Origin of the sequence: Streptomyces europaeiscabiei (assembly GCF_036346855.1) — a bacterium.
Classification (GTDB): Bacteria; Actinomycetota; Actinomycetes; order Streptomycetales; family Streptomycetaceae; genus Streptomyces; species Streptomyces europaeiscabiei.
In genome coordinates this window covers 10,299,371-10,313,403 of the sequence record NZ_CP107841.1, presented here as the reverse complement: position 1 = coordinate 10,313,403, position 14,033 = coordinate 10,299,371, and the positions used below count along the sequence as shown (strand labels likewise).

The window sequence follows — 14,033 nt, the reverse complement described above, 5'->3', positions numbered from 1 at the left end:
GGAACGCAGCCCCCGGCCCATCAGCCCGACGCTTCAGTCGGCGATGCCGCCGAAGGCGATGACTTTGTCGATGCGGCCCTGGACGAGGAGGTTCCCGGGACCGCCGTTGCGTGCGCCGTACTCCTCCGTGCGATCGTCGCCCATGTATCGGGCACCGAGGAGGCCGCCCCAGCGCACCATGTCCTCCGGGTCCTCGGAGATCGTCGCGCGGCCCTGGAGGAGGACGAACGCGTACGGGGGCCGGTCCTCGTCGACGCAGAGGGCGAACCGTCCGTCGCGGGCGAGGTTGCGGCCCTTGACCCCGTTCTTCTCGGTGGTGAGCACGATGTCGTCGCCGTCGAGGAGGAACCAGACCGGTGTCACGTGGGGGCTGCCGTCGGCGCGGACGGTGGACAGCTTGCCGGTACGGGTGCCGTGCGTGACGAACGCCCGCCACTGCCGCTCGGTCATCTTCCGCATGCGGGTGCCTTCCGTGTGCGTATGGATCAACTGGTGGGTGCCCGAGGCCGAGTTCGGCCTCGGGCACCGCGGGTTCTAGCCCCAGAAGGCGTCTTCGGCGGCCGGGTCGGCGGAGAAGAGCCACATCTCGGTGATCTTGCCGTTCTCGATGCGCAGGACGTCGACGCCGTCCATGCTCATCGACGTGTCGCCGTGGCGGCCGGTGAAGTGGATGGTGGCGGCGACCAGGTCGCCGTTGCCCATGAGGGTGTGGAGCTTGTCGATGGCGAAGGTGCCCTGGCTGGTCTCCATCATGCTGCCGAGCATCTGGAAGACGGCGGCCTGGCCCTTGTGTTCGCCGGAGAACTGATTGGCGCCGGGCTGGTGCCAGACGATGTCGGCGTCGAGAAGTTCTCCGAGAGCGGCCATGTCTCCGGTCTGGACGGCCTGGAAGTAGGTGCGGGCGGTGTCGATGTTCGCGCTGGTCATGTCGTTTGCTCCTGGGTTCTTGTGCGGGGGGGTGGTTATCGGGCGAAGTCGAGGCGGTCGGCGAGGCCGACCTCGGTGAACGCGGCCTCGATCTCGTTTCGGCCTTCCTTGAAGTGGGCCCAGCTGTCGAAGTGGGCGGGGACGACCCGGCGGGCGCCGAGTATCTGCGCGGCCTGGGCGCCCTGCGCGCTGTCCAGGGTGAGCAGGGCGTTGTCGAAGGCGAAGGTCATGCGGGCGCCGCCGAGGAAGAGGACCGCGGTGTCGACGGGAGCGAACTTCTCGGCGATCTCCTTGACGTGCTCCAGAGCGGCGTTGTCGCCGCTGACGTAGACCGGGGGCAGGTCGTCGGAGGTGAGGATGAAGCCGACGACGTCGCCGGTGACCGGTTCACAGCCGACGGGGCCGTGCCGGGCGGGCACACCCGTGACGGTCACGGTGCCGCCGTCGGGCCGCGAGAGTTCGGCGGTCTCCCAGAAGGCCAGCCCCCGTGCGTTGCCGCCCAGACGACCCGCGCCGCCGACAGTTGTGAACACGACCGGAACGCCGGGCAGGAAGGCGCGGCCGGCGTTGTCCAGGTTGTCGTCGTGCGTGTCGTGGGAGAGCAGGACGGCGTCGATGCCGCCCAGTTCGGCGGCGATGACGGGCGACGGGTCGGTCTTGACGAGCCTGTGGTCGCCGGGGAGAGGCATGGGGTACTCGCCGGGCGGGTCGAAGGTGGGGTCGGTGACTAACCTGAGCCCGCCGTACTCGATCAGGGTGGTCGGGCCGCCGTAGACGTGGACGGGGATCTTTTCGCTGGTGCTGGCGCCGGACAACGGGGACCTTCCGGTCGGGGACGGTGAGGACGCGGGCCCTGCGGTTGGCTCCGGCAGGGGCGGAACGAGAAGGCCGTCAGCCGTGATGCTGCGGGACGGGCCATCGTGCGAGTGCCGTGCGGTGGCCTGTGCGGTCGGTCAGTTTGCGGGTGCGGAGAAGACGCCGAAATGGTTGCCGGCCGTGTCCCCCAGCCGGGCGAAGGTGAAGCCCGCGGAGTCGGAGACCGGTTTCATGAGCACCTCGGCGCCCAGTGCGCCGGCGCGCTCGACGGTCGCGGCGACGTCCTGGACGAGTACGTAGAAGATCGCGTAGTTGGGGAACTCGCCTTCCGACTGCCACACGCCGCCCGCCGGCTGCTGTGCACCGGGCGTCATCACCGAGTGATAGGTGACGCCCGGGGTGTTGGTGTTGAGGACGTAGTTCCAGCCGAAGAGCTCTCCGTAGAACTCCTTGACCTTCTCCGGCTGGTCGGTGCCGAACTCGAACCAGGCGACCGAGTTGAAGGCGGGAACGGTCATGACATTCACTCCTCACAGCCCCATTTAGGGACAAAGGTAACCCTCCAGGGCGGGCTCGATCCGGAGGGTGACGACCACACTCCGCCGGAACGGCCTCACGGCGCACACCTGCTGGGGCGGGCAACCAAGGCGCCGGATCGGCCGCCCGCCCAGCAAACCATTTAGATTCCATGGAATCAACTTCCAGGGATTATTGTTTCTTGTGATGCAAGTTTGGACGTCCGGTCGCGTCGCCCCGCGGGCGGCCCAGGAACGCGGGCACGACCGTGGCACGGGCGGCCCGGCAGAGAGGAACCCTCGTGGAACCGGTCGAGATCGAGGCGAAGACCCTGATCCAGCAGTCGAGGACCCCGTCGAACGACTACGTGATCAACCCGTACACCGGCTGCGTTCTGGGCTGCGCGTACTGCTTCGCCTCTTTCGCCGGACGGCAGTTCGGCCGGTCGGCGAAGGAGTGGGGCGAGTACCTGTACGTGAAGAAGAACGCCGTCGACCCGGCCCGCAAGGAGCTGGCCAGGATGCCCGAGCACAAACGCCACGGCACGATGCTGCTCAGCTCGGTCACCGACCCCTACCAGGGGCACGAAACGCGCTACCGGCTCACCCGGGGCATCCTGCGCGAGCTGGAGGCGGTCGAGTACCCGGGTCTGGTCCGCATCCTGACCAAGTCGCCCGTCGTCACCCGTGACATCGATCTGCTCACCAGGCTGCCCCGGGCGGAGGTCGGCATGACCGTGACCACCGCGGACGACAAGGTCAGCCGCTGGCTGGAGGTCCGCACCCCGCTAGCGTCCTGCGCCAGTAGTTGATCGTTAGTAGTTGTGTGACTTCTGCTGCTGGTGCGTCAGTTCCTCGTCGGGGCCCGAAGCTGGAACCGTTGCTGCTGTCCGATGACGAGCGGGCGGTGTTGGAACGGTGGACGCGTCGGCCGTCGTCGGCTCAGGCGCTGGCCCTGCGCGCGCGGATCGTGCCGGCGTGCGCGGGCGGTCGACCACGGGCGGCGAGAACGGCACCACGTCCACCGCCCGTGATGCCAGGAGCTCACGTCTGTCGTCGACCGTGTCGGCTGCTGGAGCGTCGACGCACGGTGAGGGCACAGGCAAGCATGCCGAGGCCCTCGGCGATCGGAAGGGCGCCCCACGCGCAGAGGCACCGCCCCGGAACTCGGGGCAGAGCTCCTGTGGACGGTGATTCGCTCGAACCGTCGGGGGAAGGACCGATCAGGACGTCACGACAGGTGCGGGCCTCGGGCGGAAACTCGCCACAAGAATGTGCAGGCTGACGACAAGAGCCCACACGGGGAAGACCAGCTCGGCCCAGGCGATGCTGCGCGAGACGACGAGCAGCGTCAGAGCTACGAGATAGCCGAGGAGGGCAAGCCAGCGCGGAAGGACTCCGAGCCGATGCCCGATGGTGGAGGTCGTGAAGGTGAATACCGCGGCCATGCGCATCGCGTAGGTGGTCAGGAGGCTGTAGGTGACATGACTGCCGAATGACCACCCTGGCGGCTTGGAGCCGGCCCCGGATGCATCGGCCGTGACCAGTAGGCCGCCGGCCGCCGCCGCGGCCCCGAAGAGAGTCGCCACGAACAGCAGACCGCTGCCCAGGAAGACCATGGCGAAGAACTGGTCCTCGGCCGCTCCGATGCGGGCGCGCACAGCGCCCATGAACCACAGGAAGAAGATGCCCGCGAAGGGAATGAGGTTGAGCGCCGTATGTACCGTACGCCGACGCGAGGGGTCGGTGACCCAGCTGTTGCCCACGTAGTCGGGCTCGTCCGGTATCGCCACGCGGACCATGATGATGGCCGCGGCGAGCAGCAGGGCGAAGATGATCCCCACCAGTCCCGCGGCTCGTGGAGTGCGCAGCGCCTGAAGCTTCGTCTCCATGGGCGGTCTTTCGCTCCCTCTCCCGGCCGGTTCTGCTCCCCGTGCGGTGACAGCGGTTTCCCCCGTCCGGTGGCGGTGTCGGTGGACAGCATCCGAGGGCGCGAGTTCCGCCCGACGCGTCGCGGGTCGGAGGGTGCGCTGCGACCTCGCGCGAAGGCCCGGGTGGCGACCAAGACCAGCAAGCACCGCCGTACGTCGATGTGCCACTGGGACTGTCCATGCGGGTGACGTGCGCGGACCACCAGTGAGTCGGGCGAGTAAGGCCGGGTGATTCGGGGTCCCGGGTGCGGCCCGCTGGGAACGGCCGGGCTTCGGGCGGCCGACAGCCGAGGGCCGGTCTACTCCGGTGGACCCTCGGCACCCGGTCCGCCCGGGACCGGCAGGACGACCGTGTCCCCGGGCCCGGGGAGCTGTCCGCTGCCTTGCGTGACCGGATCGAGGCGGCCGTCCGGCCGTACATCGAGGCGGCCGTCCGGCCGTACCAGGAACAGCAGAGCGCAGCCGGAGGGCAGGGCATCGCCGGAGGGCTGCGCCAGGACGGCTGCCCCGTCCTCGTACTTGCGGGAGAACGTCTGCCAGGTCAGATCCGCGCCGAACAGGACTTCGCCGCCGATGAACGGCGCCACCACGCCGTGGCTGTGTCGACCGGTGCGTTGAGGCGGTGCACCGCCTCCTCCACTCTGCCGCGCAGCATCACCACTGCCAGGGCGTTGAAGTCGTCCTCGTCGGTGAGGAAGTACACCGCCGTGATGCCCTCCAGTTCGGCGGCCCCAGCGGCGGCTGCGGCCAGCAGCTCACCGGGCGCGAGCTCGACCCCGGCCTGTCGGATGCGTTCGCGCTGCTCCTCCTCCCCTGCCCACATCAGCACCTCCAGCCCGGCCGACTTCAGGGCCACCCCCGGGTCGACCACCCAGGGGTCGCCGCCGACCAGCAGCGGACGCGAGCGGGAGGGGCGCACGACGCCCAGGCCCCGGGCCATGGGCGAGGCGGTCAGTCCGTAGAGCGTCACGGTCGCGACGATCACCACGAATGTCGCCGGAAGGATCTTCGAGGCGCCACCGATCCTTTGGCCCACCAGGCCGGCCGAGAACGTCGAAGCCATTGCGGCCGCGACGATGCCGCGCGGTGCCATCCAGCCGACCCAAGCCGTCCTGCCAGGAGCTTCCGCGCGCTCGTCCACCCAGCCGGCGCCGATCTGTCCACCTCAGCCCTGTGCTTCGTCGCCACTGCACTGGCGGCACGTCGCCGTGAACAAGGCACGCGTCGGCGCCGCCTGCCCGCCGGACGACAGGCACCGCCGGTGCCGGGCCCATCTGCACTGCGGTCACACCTACGCCCCTCACTGCCGAGTTCGGCGTAGGCACCTCCACCGCCCACCGGTACGTCGCCGAGGCCGTCGACGTCCTGGCCTCGAAGCAATCCACGACATCGAGGCCGCGCGAACCCACGGCACCATCGACGCCCTGGAGGGGTCGGGATGGAGTGCGGGGCTGACAAGGCCTACCGAGGTGCCGACGGCACCGTGCGAGTTCCCTGCTGGGAACAGTGGGAGACGCTGTCCGCTGGTCAGCAGGCCGTCAACCGCTCGCACGCGAACGGGCGGCCTCGCACCGAGCGAGGGCCGATCATGTCCGTCTCGTAGAGGGCTCGCCGGAACGAGTCCGCAGCGTCGGCAACAGACCGGGGCTCAACAACTGCCACCGCAGCCACAGCACCGCTGAACCTGGTCCAGGCATCATGCGCTCGGACGAACCCAGCCTGCCGCTGTCCCGAGGTGCTGCTGTCGTCAGCGTGAAGGTCGGCCATCTTCCACCATGCCGCCGGGAGCCGGTTGGATGCGCTGATGCAGGTGGTGTAGGCGTTGCGCCGGACCTCCTCCCACCAACGTGCGTGCTCGGCGCGTTGCCGGCGGCCTTGCCCCAGCACTGTGAGTCACCCGCCGCTCAGACCTCCCAGGGCACCGATGAGAGTTCCCCAGACCGTCGCTGCGCTTCCGGCCATGACAGCGGATCAGAACGCAGGCCTGGGTGGATACCAGTGCGCCGATTCCGTCACTCAGCGAGCCCGAGATCCCACTCGCAGTCGGTGACGGCGAGAAGCGGTCGGGGCAGTTCGGCGTCCTCCCCCAACTCCCGCGCGACGCGGGCAATCCGCTCACCACCCAGTGGCGACGAACATCAGGAATCGAGTGGGCAGCATCCCACTCGATCAACGCGTCCCGTTACACGCGCTGCGCGTGAGGATTCTGTCGTCTGCCCGTACGGAAGCTGTCGATGTGCTGCCAGTCCAGTCATGTGACTTGTTTTCACAGTGACGCAGACCACATTGAACGTTGAAGCTATGGGAGCCGCCACCGCACTCCGGTGTTGTCGCCCTGCACCTCCGCACGATGCTCGACATATCGACGCACGTCAGCGTTCAGTCGCCCGAGGCATCTTCTCCCCACACAGCCAGGAGGTCTGTGAAGCATGCCCCTGAGCCATCTGTCCCTCCAAGACAGGGCCCTGTTCTGGCAGTTCGGCCAAGGTCCTGAAGTCCCCGTCCCCGACCCCCTCGTCCACCACGCCGTCGAACGGCGGGCCAACGCCGCGCCGCACACGGTCGCCGCCGAGCACCAGGGCACGACGATCACGTACGGCGAGCTGAACCGTCGTGCCGACCGGCTCGCGGCCGGACTCGTACGGGAGGGCGTACGGCCCGGCGATCACGTCGGCCTCTTCGTACGCCGCTCCATCCCGATGCTCGTCGGACTGCTCGGCACGCTGAAGGCCGGCGCCGCTTACGTCCCGCAGGACATCGGCCTCACCCCCGCCGCCCAGCTGCGGCACGTCATCCGCACCGCCGGAACCCGGGTCGTCCTCACCCAGTCGGAGCACACACTGCGGGTGCCTCCGGCTGACACCGGACACCGGCTGATCACGCTCGACGACGACGATCTCACCGGCCTCTCCACGGAAGGGCCGGTCCGTCTCGAGCGGCCCGTACGCCCCGACGACGGGTGCTACGTCCTGTTCACCTCCGGCACGACCGGCAAGCCCAACGGGGTGAAGGTCACCCACCACAACGTCGCGAACCTCCTTCTCACCGAGCCCGGTGACCTGGGCATCCGCCCCGGTGACCGGGTCGCCCAGCTCCTCAACATCGCCTTCGACATGGCCGCCTGGGAGATCCTCGGCTGTCTCGCCCACGGCGGCACGCTCGTCATCCGCGGCAAGGACGTCGCGGCGGCGGCCCGTACGGCGGACGTGCTGATCGCGACGCCGACGGTGCTGTCCGGGATCGACCCGGCGGACTGCCCCCGAGTGCGGACGGTGGCGGTCGCGGGCGAGCCGTGCCCGCGCCCTCTCGCGGACACCTGGGCCCGACGGTCCGCCTTCCACAACTCCTGCGGGCCCACGGAGACGACGATCGTCAACACGATGCGCCATCACCGCGTGGACGACGCACTGCTCACGATCGGCCGCCCCACCCCCAACAACACGGTGTACGTCCTCGATGAGCACCGGCGTGCGCTGCCCATCGGGGAGGTCGGCGAGATGTGGGCCGGGGGCGACTGCGTATCGGCGGGCTACTTGAACAACGAGGCGCTGAACGCCGAGCGGTACGCCCCCGACCCCTTCCTCGGCGGCGGACACCGCATGTTCCGTACCCGCGACCTCGGCCGCTGGACGCCGGACGGCGAACTCGAGCATCTGGGCCGTACCGACGACCAGGTCAAGGTCCGCGGCTTCCGTGTGGAACTCGACTCCGTCTCCTCGGTGCTGGAGTCGGTGGCGGGCTGCTCCCGCGCCGTCACCCTCAAGCGGGACGCCCGCAGCCTGATCTCCTTCGTCTGCCCGGCCGACGTCGACCCGGACACGGCCCGGCGCGCTGTGGCCGCCGTACTGCCGTACTACTGCGTGCCGGCCACGGTCCTCCCGGTGGCCGCGCTGCCGGAGACGGACCGGGGCAAGGTCGACCGGGCGGCACTGCTGCGGCTGGCGGTGGAGCGGGAGGAGGCCGCGCGGCACTCCGCGCGGGCGGTGACGGTTCATGGCGAGGGAGCACCCCTGCTGCCGGTGTCGGCGCTGCGAGAGGGGGCGGCCTGATGACGTCGTCCGTTGAGACCCCGTCCGTTGGGACCCCGTCGGCTGAGGCCTCGTCCGTCGAGAACCCGTCCGCCGAGGGGGGAGGCGCCACGCACGCAGCGCCTTCCGCCCCTCCCACGCCTCTCGCCGAACTCCCTCCGCTCACGTCCGCGCCCCGTCGTCTCCTCAAGCACCCCCGCCTGATGCACTACAACCGCCTTGCGGCCCTGGTGTTACTCGCCAACATCGGCTTCCTGGCCATTAGTTGGGAGCCGAACGCACGAACCATCGGCTACGCGTCCCTCGTGAACCTCGCGCTCGCAGTGGTCGTACGGCAGCAGTACGTCATCAACCTCTTCTTCCGGCTGGCGACTTGGGCTCCGACGAGCTGGCCGCTGAAGGCGCGGTGGACGCTCGGGAAGGTGTACCACTTCGGCGGACTGCACGTGGGCGGGGCACTGGCCGGAGCGGTGTGGTTCCTCGCAGGAGCGGTCGTGGTGACCGCCGACGGCGCCAACCTGTCGCTCATCACGGTGAATTGGATACTCGTCGCCCTGCTCGTCGTCATCGTCGTCACCGCCCTGCCTCCCTTCCGGTCCCGCTTCCACGACCACTTCGAGAAGATCCACCGCGTCGGCGGCTGGGGCGCCCTCGCACTGTTCTGGACGCATTCGCTGCTGGGCGCGCAGGGGCCGGTCGCCCTCGGGGTGCTGGCCGTGGTCACCTTCAGCGTCGCCCTGCCCTGGCTGCGGCTGCGCAAAGTGGACGTACGGATCGAACGACCCTCCACACACGTCGCGTTGGCCCGTTTCGACCATGGCGTGACCCCCTTCGCGGGGTCCTCCACCGCCATCAGCCGCAGCCCGCTCACCGAGTGGCACTCCTTCGCCAACGTGCCCTCACCCGGCGAACCCGGCTTCCGGCTGACCATCTCCCGTGCGGGCGACTGGACGGGCTCGTTCATCGACGACGCGCCCCGGAAGGTCTGGGTCAAGGGCATCACCACGGCCGGGGTCGCCAATATCGAGACCCTGTTCAGCAAGGTGATCTACGTCGCCACCGGCAGCGGAATCGGTCCCTGCCTGCCGCATCTGCTGGCCTCCGAGGTGCCCTCACGGCTCGTGTGGGCGACGCGTGATCCCCGCAGGACCTACGGCGACGGCCTGGTCGACGAGATCCTCGCCGTCCAGCCGAACGCGCTGGTCTGGGACACCTCGCAGCACGGCAAACCTGACATGGTGCGGCTCGCGTACACCGCGTACCGCGACTTCGGTGCCGAAGCTGTCATCTGCATCTCCAACAAGAAGCTGACCTGGCAGGTCGTTCACGGTCTGGAGCGGCGCGGCATTCCCGCGTACGGCGCGATCTGGGACTCGTAACAGACTGTCAGGAGAAAGGAGAGAGGGAGAGTCGATGAACACCCTCAAGATCGAACGTCATGACCGCGTCGTCACGGTACGACTCCACCGACCGCACGTCCTGAACGCACTGAGCAGCGAGCTGCTGGCCGAACTCCTGGACGTACTGCGTCCGTTGGACCGCGACCCGGACGTCGGCTGCTTCGTCATCACCGGTTCGGAGAAGGTCTTCGCGGCCGGTGCCGACATCAAGGAGATGGCCGGGAAGTCGGCCGTGGACATGGCCGCGGAGGACTACTTCGCGGGCTGGGAGGAGTTCGCCGGATTCCGAACGCCGAAGATCGCGGCGGTCAACGGCTATGCACTGGGCGGCGGTTGCGAACTCGCGATGATGTGTGACCTGGTCATCGCGGGCGAGTCGGCGGTCTTCGGTCAGCCGGAGATCAAGCTCGGCGTGATCCCCGGCATCGGCGGCACCCAGCGGCTCACCCGCCTGGTCGGCCGTGCCAAGGCCATGGACCTGATCCTCACGGGCCGCACGATGAACGCCCGCGAGGCGGAGGCCTCGGGCCTGGTGTCGCGGGTGGTCCCGGACGACCGCGTCCTCGCCGAGGGCACGGAAGCCGCCGCGACGATCGCCTCTTACGGCCGCCCGGCCGTCACGGCCGCCCGCGAGTCGGTCGACCGGGCCCTGGAGACCGGTCTGCGCGACGGGCTACTTTTCGAACGGCGCGTGTTCCATGCACTGTTCGCGACGGAGGACCAGAGGGAGGGGATGAGCGCGTTCATGGAGAAGAGGGCGCCTGTCTTCAGGGGGCGCTGACGGGGTGAGTTGACCCGGTGAGCGAGGCGGCGGACGGGGTCTCCGTCCGCCGCCCCTCGTCATGTGCGGGTTGTGAGTCCGGGTGGCCCGTAGGGGGAAGGTCGGGGTCGGATCAGGGCGGTGCCCGGAGGTCCGGGGCGTCCTCGGACCGAGATCATCGAGACATGACGAAATCGGGGACGAGGACGACAGAAGCGGCAGGGACGGTGGGCGGGAGCGGCGGGGGAATGCGGCCAGGAAGAAGGCCGGGAAGAAGAATGGGCGCCATACTCTCACGCGGGTTCTGGTCACGCTTGGCACGGTCGTGGCCGTTCTGCTCGCCGCGTTCGGCGGATGGTTGGTGTGACTGTGGACCAGCGCCGATACACCGCGCGGAGTTCGGCACGGACATGACGGCGCTCCGCGTGGTGGCGGGGAGAGACCGCACCACCACGCGGAGCTGATGTCGCAGATCGTGCCCGAACCGCCGCGTCAGCTGACGGAGAACTGGCTGAAGCTCGCGGTGCCGATACTTCCGGCGTGGGCCGTGGAGAACATGCCCGCGTCCAGGGTGCTGTTCGCCCCGGTCAGTGTCGCGGTGCCGACCGTGGTCCAGGTGGTGCCGTCGGCGGAGTAGGAGCCGGTGACCGACGTGCCGCTTCGGACCAGGCGGAGCCAGACCGGGGCGACGGTGGCGCTTCCGGTCTTGAGGATATTGGTGTCGAGGAAGCCGTCACTGTTGGAGTCGTACGACAGCGCGACACCGTTGCCGGGGGTGGTGGCGAGGACGAGGTACCCGTTGGACGAGCCGGCGGAGGCGATGTTGTTGCGCAGCATCAGGCCGGCCTTGGCCCAGCTGCTGGTCTTGTCCTGACTGGTGACGCGGACGGTGACGGTCGAGGAGGTTCCCGCGACCCCCGTCTGGTAGGCGGCGGAATAGTCGTCGTCGTACATCGTGCCGGAGCGCCATACGTCGATGCCCGCGTTGGTCAGGGAGGTTGCTCCGCCGCTCTGGCTGACGGCGGCCGGGATCGAACTGTATGCCTTGTAGGGAGAGGTGACGATACGCAGGTTGCTGAAGGTCGCGCTGCCGGCGGTGGTGGCGTGGGCGGTGTGGATGACACCGGCGTCCTGGGTCGCAGCCATGGACGGCAGGGTCACCGTCGAGCCGACCTGGGTGAAGGTGGATCCGTCGGTGGAGTAGTAGGCGGACACCTGGGTGGCGGTGCGGGTGAGCCGCACCCAGACCGGTGCCTTGACGGTGGAGGCGGTGTTCGTGAGCTGGTCGAGGTAGCCGTCGGCGTTGGAGTCCCGCTGGAAGCTGACACCGTTGCTCGGGGTCACCACCACGGCCGCGTATCCGGGGGAGGAGCCGTCGTCCGTGAGGTCGTTGCGCAGGACGACGCCGGCCTTGGCCCAGCCGCTGGTGTTGTCCAGGTTGTCGACCCGGGCGGTCACCGAGGTACCGTCGACGGCCGCTCCGTTGCGGAAGACGGTGCCGTACTCGTCTTCGTGCTGTCCGCCGGCGCCCCAGATGTCCTCGCCCGCGTCGGTGATGGTGAAGTGGCCGCCGCTCTGGCCTGTGTTGGCGGGGGTGGAGGAGTGGGTGCTGTAGGGGGAGCTGACGGGGTCGGTGGTCAGCGGACGGTACAGGGGCTGGATGCCGGCGTTGTTCATGACCGTCTTGGCGCCTGACGGCCAGTTGCCGTTGCTGACGACGACGGTGCCGCTCACCGTGTTACCGCGGCCGTCGGTGTTGCTGATGATCGAGGAACTGTTGCTCGTCCAGTTGCTGGTCAGGGTCAGGGCGCCGGTGTTGTTGACCGAAGTGCTGTTCTGTTGGGCCCAGCGGCCGGTGTTGCGGAAGACGTTGTTGGTGTCCGTGAAGTTCCGGGAGCCCTCGTCGTGGTAGAAGCCGAACCAACCGTTGTTGTCGTGGCAGTAGTTGCGTTCGAAGGTGCTGCCCGGTGACGCCGACAGGGTGTACATGCAGCCGCCGTCGGTCATCTGCTGCATGAGGTCGTGGATGTAGTTGTCGGTGACGTGGTTGTTCGCGGCGGTGGTCGCGGTCGTGTAGGTGGGCTGGTAGTTGTACAGGCCCCGGTTGACGTAGTCCTGGCTGCCGCCGATGTCGTTGACGCCCCAGCCGTAGCCGATGGTGATGCCGGAGTAGGGCAGGTTGTACACCTCGTTGTGCGAGACGGTCGCGCCGTTCACGTAGGTGACGAGGATGGCCGACATGTCGCGGTACTCCAGCGCCACGTCGTGGATGAGGTTGTTGCTCAGTGTGATGTTCTGGTTGGTCATCCGGCTGTCACTGGGGTGGTGCGCGTCCTCCTGGAGGCCGCCGACGAGGATGCCGCCGCCCGCGTCCTGGGTGAAGACGTTGCCGGTCGCGGTGATGGTGTCGGCGCCCAGTCCCACGCCGGTGGTGTGGGCGTTGGCGTCGTTGCCGATGCCGAGGCCGTTCTGTCCGAGCTGGGTGAACCGGTTGCCGGTGAACGTGATGTGGTCGGCGGCCGAGACCTGGACGGCGGAGGGCATCTGGTCCCAGTGGGGGCGTGTCGCCTCGAAGAGCTGGCAGCCGCTCTGGCAGGAGGTCAGCGCGTCCGACGGGCGGTCCCAGGTGCCGGTGAGGTACGCGCCGGTCTGCTGGCTGGCGTAGCCGTGGGTGGTGGGGTCCAGCCAGCTGGTGCCCGAGAACTGAAGCCCTGAGAAGGCGATGTGGGTGGCGGGGGAGGCGTACGTCCCTCCGACGCCGATGAGCGACTCCAGCTTCGGCACCTCGACGTCGGCCTCGCTCATGTCCTGCCCGGTGAGCGGCTTGTAGTACAGGGTGCCGGTGGCGGTGTCGAGGTACCACTCGCCGGCCGCGTCGAGGAACTCGTAGGCGTTCTCGATGTAGAGGGGGCCGTCGTGGAAGGGGCTCGTCAGGGTGTCGTAGCCGAACGTGTTGTTGTTCCACGAGGGCTGGGCCATGGTGATGGTGCCGCTGCTGATGTTGGTCACCGGGGCGTAGCGGTCGGTGAAGGATCCGATGCCGTGGATCTCGGTCCGGCCGGGCTGCGCGAGGCTGTTGAGGTAGCTCAGCGAGCTGTTGGTGAACGTGTAGCCGCTGGTGGTCTCGGTCAGCTGGGAGCGCGTGATCGAGGAGCGGGCCCTGGTGGCCAGGACGCCGTCGACGGACAGGTGGCGCGTGTCGAAGCCGGTGCCGACGTCGGCCTTCCAGATGTTCTTGGCCGAGTCCTGCACGGTCCAGCCGGTGGCCTTCTGCGCTCCGGTGATGACGGGACGGGCGCCCAGCGCGGCCTTCCAGTTCACCGTGTAGCCGCCTGTGCCGGAGTCCGCCGAGGTGAAGGCGAGGGGCGAGGAGAGCCGGTAGGTGCCGTCGGCGAGTTCGACGGTGATGTCACCCGTCATGGCGTCGTTGCTCGCCCGCACCTGGGTCTTGGCCTGGGTGAGGGAGCACGGCTGGCTCGTGGAGCAGGCGGTGCCGGAGCCGTTCGGTGCGGCGTAGAGCGTCGTGCCGGCCGCGAAGGCGGGGCCGGCCTGGGTGAGGACCGCCGCGCTCGACGCGGTGAGGACGGCGGCTGTGGCCAGCCATGATCTGAGACGGTCGGGAGCCGCGGGGCGGATGCGGGTTGTTCGCATGTGAC

At 68.8% G+C, this 14,033-nt stretch carries 12 protein-coding genes and 1 pseudogene; 5 read left to right on the top strand and 8 right to left on the bottom strand.

Annotated features, from left to right (window positions below; genetic code table 11):
* Positions 1 to 33: 33 nt before the first annotated feature.
* The 4 genes from OG858_RS44810 to OG858_RS44795 form a co-directional block, all read right to left on the bottom strand.
* Complete coding sequence (locus OG858_RS44810; RefSeq protein WP_319065902.1) at positions 34 to 459, bottom strand: PPOX class F420-dependent oxidoreductase; 426 nt, start codon at positions 457 to 459, stop codon at positions 34 to 36.
* A gap of 75 nt (positions 460 to 534) precedes the next feature.
* The gene (locus tag OG858_RS44805) at positions 535 to 927 is read right to left on the bottom strand and encodes a nuclear transport factor 2 family protein (RefSeq protein ID WP_327725882.1); all 393 of its coding nucleotides are present in this window, start codon (positions 925 to 927) and stop codon (positions 535 to 537) included.
* 35 nt (positions 928 to 962) lie between these two features.
* Positions 963 to 1,742 (bottom strand): MBL fold metallo-hydrolase, encoded by a 780-nt coding sequence (locus OG858_RS44800; RefSeq protein WP_327725881.1) that lies wholly within the window; start codon positions 1,740 to 1,742, stop codon positions 963 to 965.
* 138 nt (positions 1,743 to 1,880) lie between these two features.
* Positions 1,881 to 2,261: a VOC family protein gene (locus OG858_RS44795; RefSeq protein WP_086748899.1), complete on the bottom strand. Its 381-nt coding sequence runs from the start codon at positions 2,259 to 2,261 to the stop codon at positions 1,881 to 1,883.
* Positions 2,262 to 2,560: 299 nt separating this feature from the next.
* Between OG858_RS44795 and OG858_RS44790 the strand changes: the two genes are divergently transcribed.
* Positions 2,561 to 3,070, top strand: coding sequence for an SPL family radical SAM protein (locus OG858_RS44790; RefSeq protein WP_319266989.1), 510 nt, complete (start codon positions 2,561 to 2,563; stop codon positions 3,068 to 3,070).
* 411 nt (positions 3,071 to 3,481) lie between these two features.
* Here OG858_RS44790 and OG858_RS44780 read toward each other — a convergent pair whose 3' ends face one another.
* The 3 genes from OG858_RS44780 to OG858_RS44770 all read right to left on the bottom strand — a co-directional run bounded on the left by OG858_RS44780 (position 3,482) and on the right by OG858_RS44770 (position 5,252).
* Positions 3,482 to 4,150, bottom strand: coding sequence for a hypothetical protein (locus OG858_RS44780; protein WP_327725880.1), 669 nt, complete (start codon positions 4,148 to 4,150; stop codon positions 3,482 to 3,484).
* A 338-nt stretch (positions 4,151 to 4,488) separates the two neighbouring features.
* Positions 4,489 to 4,779, bottom strand: a complete 291-nt coding sequence (locus OG858_RS44775; protein ID WP_327725879.1) for a hypothetical protein — start codon at positions 4,777 to 4,779, stop codon at positions 4,489 to 4,491.
* Entirely contained in the window at positions 4,731 to 5,252 is a 522-nt protein-coding gene (locus tag OG858_RS44770) for a cation:proton antiporter (protein WP_327726173.1), read from the bottom strand. Before OG858_RS44770 ends, OG858_RS44775 begins: the two co-directional genes overlap by 49 nt.
* Before the next feature lie 93 nt (positions 5,253 to 5,345).
* Here OG858_RS44770 and OG858_RS44765 point away from each other — a divergent pair.
* The 4 genes and pseudogenes from OG858_RS44765 to OG858_RS44750 all read left to right on the top strand — a co-directional run.
* Positions 5,346 to 5,768, top strand: a pseudogene (locus tag OG858_RS44765) (transposase family protein); the annotation flags it as partial.
* Between the two features lie 850 nt (positions 5,769 to 6,618).
* On the top strand, positions 6,619 to 8,238 hold the full coding sequence (locus OG858_RS44760) for an amino acid adenylation domain-containing protein (RefSeq protein WP_327725878.1): 1,620 nt from the start codon (positions 6,619 to 6,621) through the stop codon (positions 8,236 to 8,238).
* Positions 8,238 to 9,596, top strand: coding sequence for a ferredoxin reductase domain-containing protein (locus OG858_RS44755; RefSeq protein ID WP_328543798.1), 1,359 nt, complete (start codon positions 8,238 to 8,240; stop codon positions 9,594 to 9,596). Before OG858_RS44760 ends, OG858_RS44755 begins: the two co-directional genes overlap by 1 nt.
* A gap of 34 nt (positions 9,597 to 9,630) precedes the next feature.
* A complete protein-coding gene (locus OG858_RS44750) occupies positions 9,631 to 10,398 on the top strand; it encodes an enoyl-CoA hydratase-related protein (protein WP_319266994.1) in 768 nt (255 codons plus the stop codon).
* Positions 10,399 to 10,869: 471 nt separating this feature from the next.
* Here OG858_RS44750 and OG858_RS44745 read toward each other — a convergent pair whose 3' ends face one another.
* The gene (locus OG858_RS44745) at positions 10,870 to 14,028 is read right to left on the bottom strand and encodes a DUF1349 domain-containing protein (RefSeq protein ID WP_328543799.1); all 3,159 of its coding nucleotides are present in this window, start codon (positions 14,026 to 14,028) and stop codon (positions 10,870 to 10,872) included.
* Between the last annotated feature and the right edge of the window lie 5 nt (positions 14,029 to 14,033).

Bases quoted from the DNA above. Each gene is read 5' to 3' on its own strand.
- OG858_RS44805 (WP_327725882.1), bottom strand. From the start codon at position 927: ATGACCAGCGCGAACATCGACACCGCCCGCACCTACTTCCAGGCCGTC.
- OG858_RS44755 (WP_328543798.1), top strand. From the start codon at position 8,238: ATGACGTCGTCCGTTGAGACCCCGTCCGTTGGGACCCCGTCGGCTGAG.
- OG858_RS44780 (WP_327725880.1), bottom strand. From the start codon at position 4,150: ATGGAGACGAAGCTTCAGGCGCTGCGCACTCCACGAGCCGCGGGACTG.
- OG858_RS44745 (WP_328543799.1), bottom strand. From the start codon at position 14,028: ATGCGAACAACCCGCATCCGCCCCGCGGCTCCCGACCGTCTCAGATCA.
- OG858_RS44810 (WP_319065902.1), bottom strand. From the start codon at position 459: ATGCGGAAGATGACCGAGCGGCAGTGGCGGGCGTTCGTCACGCACGGC.
- OG858_RS44760 (WP_327725878.1), top strand. From the start codon at position 6,619: ATGCCCCTGAGCCATCTGTCCCTCCAAGACAGGGCCCTGTTCTGGCAG.
- OG858_RS44770 (WP_327726173.1), bottom strand. From the start codon at position 5,252: ATGGCTTCGACGTTCTCGGCCGGCCTGGTGGGCCAAAGGATCGGTGGC.
- OG858_RS44795 (WP_086748899.1), bottom strand. From the start codon at position 2,261: ATGACCGTTCCCGCCTTCAACTCGGTCGCCTGGTTCGAGTTCGGCACC.
- OG858_RS44750 (WP_319266994.1), top strand. From the start codon at position 9,631: ATGAACACCCTCAAGATCGAACGTCATGACCGCGTCGTCACGGTACGA.